General features: G+C 66.8%; 9 protein-coding genes. 6 read left to right on the forward strand and 3 right to left on the reverse strand.

The annotated features are described in order from the left end of the window. From VFS34_10905 to VFS34_10915, 3 genes are all read left to right on the forward strand, one after another. Positions 1-1,098 (forward strand): glycoside hydrolase family 47 protein (locus VFS34_10905; GenBank protein HET9794962.1); only part of this gene is annotated, 1,098 nt, incomplete at its 5' end. Between the two features lie 69 nt (positions 1,099-1,167). Then, positions 1,168-2,409 carry a hypothetical protein gene (locus VFS34_10910; protein ID HET9794963.1) on the forward strand — a complete coding sequence of 414 codons (1,242 nt, stop codon included), beginning with the start codon at positions 1,168-1,170 and terminating at the stop codon, positions 2,407-2,409. 89 nt (positions 2,410-2,498) lie between these two features. Next, positions 2,499-3,338 carry a protein phosphatase 2C domain-containing protein gene (locus VFS34_10915; protein HET9794964.1) on the forward strand — a complete coding sequence of 280 codons (840 nt, stop codon included), beginning with the start codon at positions 2,499-2,501 and terminating at the stop codon, positions 3,336-3,338. A 140-nt stretch (positions 3,339-3,478) separates the two neighbouring features. Here the strand turns inward: VFS34_10915 and VFS34_10920 are convergent, their stop codons facing one another. Both VFS34_10920 and VFS34_10925 read right to left on the reverse strand, forming a co-directional pair. Then, complete coding sequence (locus VFS34_10920) at positions 3,479-3,817, reverse strand: tRNA-binding protein (GenBank protein HET9794965.1); 339 nt, start codon at positions 3,815-3,817, stop codon at positions 3,479-3,481. Further along, positions 3,814-5,745, reverse strand: coding sequence for a winged helix-turn-helix domain-containing protein (locus VFS34_10925; GenBank protein ID HET9794966.1), 1,932 nt, complete (start codon positions 5,743-5,745; stop codon positions 3,814-3,816). The genes VFS34_10920 and VFS34_10925 overlap by 4 nt, the downstream gene beginning before the upstream one ends. A gap of 302 nt (positions 5,746-6,047) precedes the next feature. Between VFS34_10925 and VFS34_10930 the strand changes: the two genes are divergently transcribed. The 3 genes from VFS34_10930 to VFS34_10940 are packed head-to-tail and all read left to right on the forward strand — an operon-like array spanning position 6,048 to position 12,492. Beyond that, the gene (locus VFS34_10930) at positions 6,048-8,162 is read left to right on the forward strand and encodes a hypothetical protein (protein ID HET9794967.1); all 2,115 of its coding nucleotides are present in this window, start codon (positions 6,048-6,050) and stop codon (positions 8,160-8,162) included. After that, a complete protein-coding gene (locus VFS34_10935; protein HET9794968.1) occupies positions 8,159-10,327 on the forward strand; it encodes a hypothetical protein in 2,169 nt (722 codons plus the stop codon). The genes VFS34_10930 and VFS34_10935 overlap by 4 nt, the downstream gene beginning before the upstream one ends. Continuing rightward, entirely contained in the window at positions 10,324-12,492 is a 2,169-nt protein-coding gene (locus VFS34_10940) for a hypothetical protein (GenBank protein ID HET9794969.1), read from the forward strand. Before VFS34_10935 ends, VFS34_10940 begins: the two co-directional genes overlap by 4 nt. A 70-nt stretch (positions 12,493-12,562) precedes the next feature. Here the strand turns inward: VFS34_10940 and VFS34_10945 are convergent, their stop codons facing one another. Beyond that, complete coding sequence (locus VFS34_10945; GenBank protein ID HET9794970.1) at positions 12,563-13,003, reverse strand: YXWGXW repeat-containing protein; 441 nt, start codon at positions 13,001-13,003, stop codon at positions 12,563-12,565. Between the last annotated feature and the right edge of the window lie 107 nt (positions 13,004-13,110).

Consider the following 13,110-nt stretch of genomic DNA (forward strand, 5'->3'; position numbering starts at 1 on the left):
GGGCTGGACGGCGAGGCGAAGCGGGCGCAAGCCCTCATCGACGAGAAGCTCTCGTTCGACCGCGACTTCCCGGTCAAGAACTTCGAGATCACGATCCGCGTGCTCGGCGGATTGCTTTCCGGGTACGAGCTGACTCAGGACTCCCGATTGCTCGCGCTCGCGCACGATCTCGGCCGCCGGCTCCTGCCCGTGTTCGACTCTCCGACCGGCATGCCTTACGTGAACGTCAACCTGAAGACCGGCAAACCGAGCGGCGCGCATTCCAATCCCGCCGAGATCGGGACGCTGATCCTCGAGTTCGGGACCCTCTCGAAGCTGACCGGCGATCCCGCGTACTTCGATCGGGCGAAACGCGCCGTCCTCGCGCTCGACGCGCGCCGTTCGGCGGCCGGGCTGTTCGGCGACGAGATCGACGTGGAGACGGGGGAGTGGCGTTCGCCGTCGAGCCACATCGGCGGCGGCATCGATTCCTCTTACGAATACATGCTCAAGTCGCGCGTCCTCTTCGGCGATGCCGACTTCGCCGGGATGTGGCGGGAGAGCCGCCGCGCGATCGAGGCGCATCTGGCCGACGAGCGGTTCGGCGGCCTCTGGTACGGCGTGTCCGACATGAGGACGGGCGCGCGGACGGCGACGGAGTTCGGCGCGCTCCAGGCGTTCTTTCCCGCGGTGCTCGCGCTCGACGGCGACCTCGAGCGGGCACGCCGCCTCGAAGACTCGTGCTTCCGGATGTGGACGAGGTACGGCGTCGAGCCGGATGGGGTCGACTATCGGACGATGAAAGCGACCGCCCCGGCCTATCCGCTGAGGCCGGAGATCGTCGAGTCCGCCTACTACCTCTACCGGTTCACGAAGGACCCGCGATATCTCGAGATGGGGCGGACGATCTTCGAAGACCTGAAGAGATACTGCCGCGTCGAGAACGGCTTCACGGTGCTCAACGACGTCCGGACGAAGGAGAAGGGCGACCTGATGCCGAGCTATTTCCTCTCCGAGACGCTGAAGTACCTGTACCTGCTGTTCTCTCCGGAGGACGTCGCCGGTTTCGACCGGGTCGTGTTCAACACGGAGGCCCATCCCTTCCGAAGATTTCCCTGACGTCGTTTTGACGACAGGGCGGGTCCGTTGCATGATTCGGCGTCGCTTTCACCCGAGAAAGGAGATTCCATGAGAATCGGGCTTCGATTCCTCGTTCCAGCGCTTGCGCTCCTGGTCGCCTCGGCATCCTCCGGGCAGCCTCTCCGTGCGGGAATTCTGTCGAACGGCGACACAACCGCCGTGAGCGGACAGGTGACGGTGGTCGATCTCTCGTATCCCGTGACGGAGGACGGGGTCCTGACGACCGCGACGGTCATGTGGCAGGCCGGAAACGGAGCTCCCTGTTCCCAGGCAATGAAAATCAAGGTCTTTCGGTTTCTCGGGGACAACTCGGTCGACTTCATCGACGAGAGGGGGCCGTTCGACGTGACCCCCGGGATCGTCACGGTCACGCTCGATCCGCCGATCCCGGTCGAGAAGGGCGACCTGATCGCCGCATCCCAGCTGGCTGCCCCTCCCTGCGGCGCAGTCCAGCTGGCTTCGGAAACCGCCGGCTACCATATGGTGAGTATCTCGGGAGATGTGAGCGAGGAGTTTTCGATCGGCGATACCCAGGCCAGCCTTTTCGAGGAAGTCCCGATGATCGAGGCGAGCGGCCAGGCCGAGGTCTACGCCGGAACCGTCCCTGCCGCGGGCTCCGCGCACTCGCCGTCCGGTACGGCCTTCCGCACCGCCATTCAGCTCTTCAACCCGGGAACCGCGGCAATTCGCGGCCGCCTCGTGTTTCATCCGATGGGAGTGTCGGGTTCCGCGACCGACCCGTCGATCTCCTACGATCTGGCGCCCGGGGCGACGGCGCACTTCGACGACCTCGTCTCGGCGGCGGGGACGACCGGCCTCGGGAGCCTCGACGTCCTCACACAGTCGAGTCCGCCTCCCCTGGTCGTCTCGAGGCTGTTCAATGACAACGGGTCCGGAGGGACCAACGGATTTTCCGAGCCTTTCATCCGTCCGGGCGACCCGACCATCCTGCGATCGGAAAATTCGCAGTTCGAGCTCGGAGATTTCGTGGCGCCAACGGACACCGCCGAATTTCGCGTCAATTTCGGGATTCGCGCGTTTCGCGATGGCGTCACGCTGTCGGTGTTCGTGACGGGACCGAGCGGCCAGCAGGTGTCGTTCGTGACGCGTCACTATGGGCCCAATGTCTTCGAGCAGCTCAGCGCGAAGGCCTTCACCGGGATCGACCTTCCCGCGGGGGCTTCGGTCACGGTTCAGGTCACCGAGGGGAGCGCCGTCGTCTACATGGTGACGGTGGACAACAAGACCGACGATACGGCGATGCAGATCGGCGACCGCCGGCGACCGTAGGGCACGCCGGGGGCGAGAACGTCCGGCCGCCGCCCGGAAGCGGCGGCCGGCTGTCTTTTCTTCGGATCCTTCGGCAAAATGAGGTTTCGATGACCTCTCCCCGAGTCGACGTGGACCTCGGCGCCCGAACCGATCCCGGCCGCGTCCGGACGAACAACGAGGACCATTTCCTCGCGGCGCGATTCCAGCGCACGATGACGACGCTCCTGACGAACCTCCCCGAGGGGATCGTTCCCGCCGCGCACGCGGACACCGCGTACGGCTATCTGGTCGCGGACGGTATGGGGGGGCGGGCCGGAGGGGAAGTGGCCAGCCGCACCGCGATCGGCGCGCTGGTCAACCTCGCCCTGCAGACGCCCGACTGGATCATGAGCTTCGACGAGTCGCGCATCGCGGAGGTGCTCGAGCGGATGAAGCAGCGATTCGAGCGCCTCTCGACCGTTCTCGCCGACCGAGCGCTGGCCGATCCGGAGCTCGCCGGGATGGGAACGACGATGACGCTCGTCCTGAGCCTCGGGCCGGACGCGATCGTCACGCACATCGGTGATTCGCGGGCGTACCTGCAGCGCGGCGAAACGCTCCACCGCCTCACGCACGACCAGACGATGGCTCAGTCGCTCGCCGATGCCGGCGCGATCACGCCCGAAGAGCTGAAGCGGCACCCGCTGAGGCACGTGCTGACCGGCGTGATCTCGACGCGGGGCCGCAAGTCGCCGATCGAGTTCCAGCACGTGCATCTCGAGGACGGCGATCAGGTCCTTCTCTGCAGCGACGGATTGACCGACATGGTGCCCGACACCGTGATCGCCGAAACTCTCCGTGGTCCCGGAGATTCCGACGCGCTCTGCCGGGCGCTCGTCGAGCGGGCGCTCGAGGCCGGGGGGAAGGACAACGTGACGGTGGTGATCGCCCGCTACCGGGTGGTTTGAACAGGGCCGGCGCAGCGAATGCATCGAGCCGGACGGGCGGTCTGCATCCCGTCGGGCTCGCGCCTCGCCGCGGTGCTGAACTCGTCCTCCGGCGGGGGCGGCGATTCCGAACGGCGGATCCGGTCTGCCCGGGCTGCCGTCTAACCGAGCTTCGACCCGTTCGGAACCGGCCGTTCCGGAACCGCCAGAACGACCGCGCCGTCTTCCCGGTAGAACCCGGTGATCAGGCACTCCGAGACGAAGGGACCGATCCGCTTCGGCGGGAAGTTCAGGACGCCGACGACCTGCCGCCCGACGAGGTCCTCCTTCGAGTAGAGATCCGTGAGCCGGGCGCTCGATCTCCGCGTTCCGATCTCGGCTCCGAAATCGACGGTGAGCTTCCAGGCGGGCTTCTTCGCCTCGGGAAAGTCCTCGACGGCGACGACGGTCCCGACGCGAAGCTCGACGTTCTCGAAGTCGGCCCAACTGATCGTTTTCACAGTCCCACGCGCCTCACCAGATCCTGATACCGCGGGTCCCCCCGCAGCGGATCGAACATCGGCGCCACCTTGAAGTCGACGACGTGCTGGGTGTGCTCGCGATAGACCTGCTCGAGCTCGCCGATCGCCCGATCCCGATCGCCGAGACCGGTATAGATCCAGGCGAAGTGATACGGCGGAACGTAGGCGGTCCGCGACAGCGCCTTGAGCCGTGACAGCGCGCGGAGAGCTTCGGGCCGCAGTCCCGCGCGTCCGTAGACGTACCCGAGCCCGGCGAGGTAGTCGCTTCCCCGATCGGAGGCCTTCTCCATCTCGGCGATCGCCTCGGCGTAGTTCCCTTCGTCGGAGAGCGCGAGCGCGAGATCGAAGTGCGCTAGCGAGAAGCGGGGCTCCATCGAGAGCGTCGAGCGGTAGGCGGCGATCGCCTCGGGATCGCGGCGGGCGAGGTAATACACCCAGCCGAGGTCCGCGTTGATCGACGGAGAGAGAGGATCGAGCTCGCGCGCCCGCTGCGCCTCGCGGATGGCCTCGTCGAATTCGCCGATCAGCGCCAGGTGAAGGGCGTGCCAGTGACGCGCCGTCGCATAGCCGGGATTGAGTTCGATCGCCCGCTCGAGCTCCCGGCGTGCCCCTTTCCAGTCCCATCCGAACGACCGGACGTTTCCCATCCCGAGGTGCGCCTCGGCGAGCCCGGGGTCGAGCGCGACCGCGCGGGTGGCGGCCTCCGTGAGCTTCGGCACGGCCTCCGAAGCCGGCATCGGGACGTACCAGACTGCCAGGGAATAGCAGTCCGCGAGACCCGCCCAGGCCAGCGCGTACCCCGGATCGTCCGCGACGGCCTTCTGGAAGAGGGCGATCGCCTTTCGGAGCCCGTCGGGAGTTCGCTGGTTCCACCAATAGCGCCCCTCGACGTAGTCCTCGAACGCCGCCGGACTTTCCGTGTAGTGTTTCCGGATCGAACGCCGCTCGAGATCCGTCAGGCGGACCGTGAGCGCGTCCGCGATCTTCTCGGAAAGAGCGTCCTGCAGGGGAAAGAGAGCGTCTCCGGCCGGGATCTCGTCCTGGAACGCCCAGAGCGCCGCTCCGTCGGAGACCTCGAGGAGCCGCGCGGAGACGCGCACCCTTCCGTCCGCCCGCTGGATGCTCCCCTCGAGCACCGTGTCGACGCGCTGTTCCCGTCCGGCCTCGAGCGAGCTCAGCGACGAGCCGGCGTACTTCGTGACGGCGCTCGTGGGGCGTACGAGGAGCGGCCGGAGGCCGGAAAGCTTCGTGATGATGGCGTCGGCCATCCCGAGGCCGAGGAACCGATCCTCGTCGTGTCCGTCGAGCGGCGAGAAGGGGAGGACCGCGATCGAGCGGCGGTTCGGGCCGCGAACGCCGGTCGACGGGTCCGTCGTCGGCGACCGGCGCTGCGCCAGCGCCGCCACGTAGGCAACGGCGGTCACCGCGATCACCGCGGCCGCGGCGAGCGACTTTCCGCCCGGGAGAGAACGCCGGTTCGCGGGGGCGCTGGCGGCGGGCGTCGCCGGAAGAGCGGGCGGGAGGAGGTCCGGCGACGGCACGTCCGCCGGCGGCATCGGCTGCTTCTCTTCGGGCTCTGCGGACTCTTCCATGACTTCCGCGATGAAGCGGTAGCCGCGGCCGGGAACCGTGACGATGAACCGGTGCTGGTCCGGCTTTTCTTCGAGCGCCTTCCGGAGCACCGAGATGTTGACGGTGAGGTTTCCTTCTTCGACGTGCGCGGAACCCCAGACCTCGCGCATGAGCTCTTCTTTCGAGAGGAGCCGGCCGGAGTTCTTGACGAGAGCGAGGAGCGTGTCGAAGACGCGCGAGGTGAGCGGTACCGGCTCTCCGTCGCGCAGGAGGAGCCTCCGCTCTTCGTCAATGCGGTAGCCGGCGAACTCGAATCGTCGTCGCCCTTCGCTCATGGGGAATCAGGAAGATTTTAGAAGATTTAAGAGCCTGCTTAAGGACTTTGAGAAACGGCTCCCACTAGGATCCGCATCGTCCAAGCCAAGCGAATTCGGTCGCCCGGCCGTTGAGGCCGCGGCAACGCTCTTTTCGATCAGGGACTTGCGTCGATGATCGCGGCCGGAGCGTTTTCGCGCCGCGGTTGGAGGTACGGAAATGGCTCGTGGGGTGCTCGTGGTCGTCGCTCTCGGGATTTTCCTTGCCGCCCAGCAGGCGGCGGCGACCGGGCAGCGAGAGATGAGCTGACCCCGTGATCCCGATGCGACTATTCCCAGCGGCGGTTCTCGCTCTGGCTCTGCCTTCGGCAGTCATGGCGGCCGATTCCCTTTGGTCGGTCGGCGGACCCGAAGCAGGGAACGTCACGGCCCTGGTTTCCGCTCCCCCTTCCGCCGTCGTTTATGCCGCGACGCTCGACGGCGGCGTCTGGAAGAGCAGCGATGCGGGAGCGCACTGGTCGCACGCGTCCAAGGGCCTTCCGACGGCTGTCGGAAGCTTCATCGGGATCGACTCCGTCGCGGTCGATCCGGTCAATCCCGCGATCGCGTACGCGGGATACTTTGCGAAGGGTTTTTACCGGACGACCGACGGAGGCGCGAGCTGGCAGGCCGCCGGCACGGGCGTTTCGGGTTCCGTGGAAGCGATCGCCGTCGATCCGACGGCGCCCGCGATCGTGCTCGCCGGGGGCTCGAACGGCGTGTATCGATCGAGCGACCACGGCGCGACGTTCTTGCCGACGAGCGGAATGGACGGGGTGCGCGTGACCGCGCTGGCGATCGACGCGAACGAACCACTCTCGGTCCTTGCGGGCACGGATTTCGCGGGCCTCTATCTCTCCTTCAACGGGGGACTCGGCTGGGTCAAGAACACGGGGACGAATCTCGACTCGGAGCAGGTCCGATCGGTGTTCTTCGACGCGGTGGACGACTCGACCGTTTTCCTTCTGGGGATTCACACGATTTACAGGGGGACCAGGCAGGAGAAGCCCGCGGCCTCGGCGCGCGCGGGAGCGATCGCCTCTCCGCGTTCCGCCGTTCGTCCGGACGCCGCCGCGGTGGCGTTCCTCCTCGTTTTTCAGCCCTGGTTCTTTTACGAGGATTACGGCTCGACCGCGTGCGAGATGACGAACTTCTCCTCCGAGAACAAGAGCTCCTTCGCCGTCGCTTCCGTACCGGTCTACGTCGCCACGGAAGGGAGCGGGATCTACGTTTCGACCAACACCGGATCGAGCTTCTCCCAGTCGAACGCGGGTCTCCCGTCGCTCACGATCGAGGCGCTCGCCGACGGGACGAGCGCGATCACGTCCGGCAGCGGGGATCTGGGCATCGCGCGATCGACCGACGGCTCGCACTGGTCCGCGTCGAACGCCGGGTTCATCGCCGCCGAGGTCCAGGCGCTCGCCGTGTCGCGGAGCTCACCCTCGACCGTCTTTGCGGGCACGGCGGGCGCTCTCTACAAGAGCGTCGACGCGGGGGTGAGCTGGACGCTCCTCGGCGGGACGGTGAACGTGGGAGGGATCGCCGCGGTCGCGGTCGACCCCGAAAACGCCGCGGTCGTCTACGCCGCGGCGGGAGACGGAGGCGTCTTCAAGTCGACGAGCGGCGGGGCAAGCTGGTCTCCGATCGGCCTCGACTCGACGTTTGTCTTTTCGCTGGCGATCGACCTGTCGTCCGGTTCGACGATCTATGCCGGCGCCTCCGACGGCGTGTACAAGACGTCGGACGGCGGCGCGCACTGGACGCTCGTCAGCCCCGGCGGTTCGATTCCGGACGTCCGCGCGCTCGCGATCGACCCGGTTGCGCCTTCGACCGTGTATGCGGGAACGGAGGGCTCCGGAGTCTTCCGGTCGACCGACGGAGGGGCGCACTGGGCGAACATCTCATCCTCGCAGCCCTTCGTGAACTCGGGGACGGTCTCGGGGCTCGCCGTCGACCCTTCGTCCCACGCCACGCTGTACGCCGCGACCGCGAACGGCGCCTGGAAGACTGCCAACGGCGGCGCGGCCTGGACGGAGATCAACGACGGGCTCGAGATCGATTTCGAGCGGCCTACCCTGAGCGCGATCACGATCGTCGCAGGAACGCCGCCGACGATCTACGTGGGGTCGACCGGAGCGTTCGGGAAATCGGAGGGGACGGGGGTCTACAGGTCGACGAACGGGGGGACGAGCTGGACGACCGTGAACGTCGGTCTCTCGAACACGGGCGTCCAGACGCTCGCCGTCTCGTCGGGAGCGAGCCCGATCCTCTATGCCGGCACGCTCGGCGGCGGCGTCTTTCGGTCGCCGCCCGCGGCCGCTCCGCCGCCTCCGGGCACACGGCGGATCATCCCGGTCCACCCGGCGCCGCCGAAGAAAGTGAAAGAAACGCAGCCTTGAGCTCGATCGTCCCGAAGACGGCCGCTCTCCTTCTCGCGATCGCCGCGGCGGCGGCCGCTTCGGCGGACCCTCTGTGGTCGCGCGGGGGGCCGGCGGGCGGCGACATCACGTTCCTCGCTGCAGATCCGCAGCATGCGACGACGATCTATGCCGGCACGCTCGAAGGGGGGATCTGGAAGACGACCGACGCCGCGGCGCACTGGAAACCGGCCTATGCGGGGCTCCCGATCCGGTCGGGGAATTTCACTTCGATCAACGCGATCGCGGTCGATCCGGCCGTTTCCTCGCGGGTCTATGCGGTGACGAACGTCGGTCTGTACAAGACCGACGACGGCGGGACCTCGTGGACCGAGAGCGGCGCGAGTGCCCTCGAGGGGAAGTTCCTGAACGCGATCGCGATCGCCCCTTCTTCTTCGACGACGGTCGTCGTCGGGACCTCGGGCGGCGTCTACGTCAGCACGGATGCGGGCGTGAACTGGAAGGCTTCGAACACCGGGCTCGTCGACGGCCAGGGGCAGACGCCTCGGGTCCTGTCGATCGCGATTCATCCGGTCGCCAGTTCGTCGATGATCGTCGGGACGAACGGCGCCGGAGCCTTTCTGTCGACCAATGGCGGCCAGTCCTGGAAGAAGATCGGAGGGACGGCGCTCGACGGAATCGACGTCACGGGCGTCAAGGCCGATCCGGCGAATGCCGGGAACGTCTATGCCTTCTCGCCGGAAAGGGGAGTCTTTCAACTGGTGCCCCCGTCCAACGGCGCCGGTACGGCGATCGCGCGAAACGACGCGGCGCAGGATTGGGAAGTGCTCGAGGCCATACTCTATCTTTGGGAATTCCTCGTCGAGACGCTCTTCTGCGGCGGCTCTCCGTGCGATCTCTGGTGGGAAATCCTCTTCTGGGCGCAGTTCTCCCAGCCCTCTTCGTTCGTTTCCTCCGTTCCATTCGTTTCGGGGAGCCTGACGGAGATCCTGGTGACGACCTCCGGCCGGGGAATTTTTCATTCGCTGGACGGGGGCAAGACATTTTCGCCGATCAACTCCGGACTTCCCTCGCTGGCGATTTCGGCGATCACCGGCGATTCGGGGTCCACGCGATACGCGGGTTCCGGTCTGGCCGGCGTGGCGAAGACGATCGACGATGGAGGCCACTGGTCCGTCTCGAACACAGGTCTCTTCGCTTCGGAGGTGTACGCCGTCGCGGCGGCGAAGTCTTCGCCGTCGATCGTGTACGCGGCGACGGGATCGAGCGTCTTCAAGTCCTCCGACGCGGGAGTGTCGTGGCAGAACCTGACGTCGATCGGCGTGGACCAGCAGGTCTGGCCCGCTCTGGCGGTCGACCCGACCAACCCGTCGATCGTGTACGCCGCGACCGACGAGAAAGGCGTAGTCAAGTCGACCAACGGAGGGTCGAGCTGGACGGTCTCGAACGCGGGGATCCCGACGACGGGAATCGGCGCCCTGGCAATCGACCCGGCGTCGGCGCAGACGGTCTACGCGGGCACGGACGAGGGGTTGTACAAGACTGTCGACGGCGCCGCCCATTGGACGCTGGCTGACACGGATCTTTCGAACGTGCATGCGCTCGCGATCGACCCGGCCAACGTCCAGACGTTGTTCGCGGGCCCCTTTCAGGGGATTTTCCGTTCGACCGACGCCGGCGCGCACTGGACGAACGTCTCGGGATCGAACGGATTCCTGCAGACCGCCCAGGTGCAGGCGATCGCGATCGATCCGGCGGCGCACTCGCACGTGTATCTGGCGACGTCACGCGGGGTGTGGAAGAGCGTGGACGGCGGCTCGAGCTGGACGGAGATCGACGGGGACATTCCGTCGACCTTCGGGCAGACGAACGCTCCAGCGATCGCGATCGAGCCGGGATCGAAGATCGACGTGGCTTCGGTCGGCATCCAGGTCGGCCCCGGCAACGGCGTGTACCGGTCGAACGACGGCGGAACGACGTGGACAGCCCTCGACGCGGGCCTCGACGACGGGAACGTCGCCGCGCTTGCCGTTTCTTCCGGATCGAGCCCCATCCTGTACGCCGGAACGATCGGCGGGGGCGTCTTCCGGTCGCCGGCGGCCGCTCCGCCTCCGCCTCCGGGCAAACGGAAGATCATCCCGGTGCATCCGGCGCCGCCGAAGAAGGTGAGGGAGACGTCGTCATGAGGCTCATGATTTCGATGGTCGCCGCCTTTGCCGCCGTCGTATCGAGCTCCGTCGCTCCCGCCGCGGCGAGTTCTCTCTGGTCCGTCGGCGGGCCGGAGGGAGGAAGCATTTCGGTGCTGACCGCAGACCCGCAGCATCCGACGACGATCTATGCCGCCACCGGCAACGGCGGGATCTGGAAGACGACCGACGGCGCGGCGCACTGGAAGCCGGCGTTTGCCGGCCTGCCGACGTTCGGCGGGCATTTCCTGACGATCAACGCGGTCGCTGTGGATCCGACGGTTTCATCGAGGGTCTATGCGGCCACGAACAGGGGTCTGTACAAGAGCGACGATGGCGGGGCGTCGTGGACCGAGACGGGCGAGAGCGTCCTCCAGGGCTTTCTGAATGCGATCGCGATCGCGCCCAGCTCCTCCTCCACGGTGGTGGTCGGAAGCTCGAACGGCGTCTACGTGAGCACGGACGCGGGAGTGAACTGGAAGGCTTCCAACTCCGGCCTCGTCGACTCGCAGAGCCAGACTCCGGCAGTCGAGTCGATCGCGATCAATCCGAGTCTGAGCTCGTCGATCATCGCCGGGACGAGCGGTGCCGGGACGTTTCTGTCGACCAACGGTGGTCAGTCCTGGTCGAAGTTCGGAGGAACCGCGCTCGACGGCGTCGATGTCACGGGCATCCTGGTGGCCCCGGGGGACATCGCCAGCGTCTATGTCCTGTCTCCGGAAATCGGGATCCTTCATCTTGCACCGCCGTCGAATGCCGCCGGTGCCTCGATCGCCCCGAACGACGCCGAGCAGGACTGGAAAAACCTGGTGGACGACAATTGGGTCGAATTCATCGAGGACGTCGTGTGCGGCGGCTCTCCGTGCTTTGACGTCTTCGCCCTGCTGCTTTTTTCCCAACCCAAGCCCCTTTCGGCCATTTCGCCTGCCCCTTTCGCATCGCAGGGCGCGACCGAGATCCTGGTGGGGACATCCGGGCGCGGGATCTACCACTCGCTCGATGGAGGCGCGACGGTCTCGCCGATCAACTCGGGTCTTCCTTCGAGCGCGATCTCCTCGATCGTGGGCGACCCGGCGTCTTTGACGCGGTACGCGGGCTCGGGGGTCGCGGGCGTGGCGAAGACGACCGACGATGCGCACTGGACGTCGGCGAACACGGGACTTTTCGCCTCCGAGGTCTACGCCGTGGCGGCATCGAAGTCGTCGCCGTCGATCGTCTACGCGGCGACGGGATCGAGCATCTTCAAATCGGTCGACTCCGGCGTCTCGTGGAGCAGTTTGACGTCGATCGGCATCGATCAGCAGGTCTTTCCGGCGCTCGCCGTCGATCCCACCAATCCGTCGATCGTCTACACGGCAACCGACGAGAAAGGAGTGCTCAAGACGACCAATGGCGGATCGAGCTGGACGCCGTCGAACGCGGGGATCACGACGAGGGGGATCGACTGCTTCGCGTTCCTTCCTTCGTCATCTCAGACGATCTATGCCGGGACCGACAGCGGCATCTTCAAGACGACCGACGGGGGAGCGCACTGGGCGGCGTTCGGCGATACGTCGGCGATGTCGACGGTGCGCTCGCTCGCGATCGATCCGGCAAATCCCCAGACGATGTTCGCCGGGACCGACGACGGGATCTTCCGGTCGACCGACGGGGGCGGGCACTGGAGCGACGTCAGCGGGGGATCGAACTCCTTCCTGGAGACCCAGATCCACCAGATTGCGATCGATCCGGCGGCGCACACGCGCGTGTACCTGGCGACCGGGAACGGCGTGTGGAAGAGCACGGACGGGGGAGCCACCTGGACGGAGATCGATGGGTCGATCCCGTCGACCTTCGGACGGCCCGACTCTCCGGCGATCGTGATCGAGCCGGGGTCGAAGATCGACGTGGCGGCGGTCGGGACTCAGATTGGCCCGGGCAACGGCGTGTACCGCTCGACCGACGGCGGGACGACTTGGACGGCGCTCGATTCGGGACTGACGATCGGCGACGTCGACGCGCTCGCGGTTTCTTCAGGATCGACGCCGATCCTCTACGCCGGGACGATCGGCGGGGGCGTCTTCCGGTCGCCGGCGGCTGCTCCGCCTCCGCCTCCCGGCAAACGGAAGATCATCCCTTCGCATCCCCCGATTCCCCGGGAAGTGAGGGAGAGGCTCGGGGGCTGATTCGTTCGGGCCAGAAAAAAGCCCCCGCCGCTCGTGCGGTCGGGGGCAAGGGGCTCGAAGGTATTTTCAGCTACCGCTGGTCGTGATCGTGATCGCGGTCCCGATCGTCGCCGTGGCGGTGGTGTCCATGGTGCTCGTCCCGCCAGCGTCGATATTCGTCTCCCTCTTCGATGCGCTGATTGGACCAGTGACCCGGCTCGTAGCGGTAGGCGCCGTACTCGTGAACGTACCGCGGACGGATCCAGCGGACGTGATGTCCGGCGGGCCGATCCCAACGTCCGGGAACCCAGATCCACTGGTCGCCTTCCCAGTCCCAGAAGCCTCCGATCCAGACGTAGTCCCGCCCGGGTCGTTCCGGCCGAACCTCGTGGCGGAATCGGGGCGGGTGAGAGTGCGCGATGTGGATCTCGAGATGCGGCAGCGGGGGAACGGGTACCTGCGCCCGCGCCGGCAGCGCTGTCGCCGCCACGACGGCGAGCGGGAGAATCGAATTCCAGAGACGTCTCATCATTCAGCCTCCTGGGCGGTCCGGCAGCAACCCGTGTGCCACGACGAACGCTCGGAACCCGCGCACCCCCGCGTCGCTCGAGGCGTCCGCCTTCGCGAACGCTCCGCGCA

Source organism: Thermoanaerobaculia bacterium (assembly GCA_035717485.1).
Lineage (GTDB): Bacteria > Acidobacteriota > Thermoanaerobaculia > UBA5066 > DATFVB01 > DATFVB01.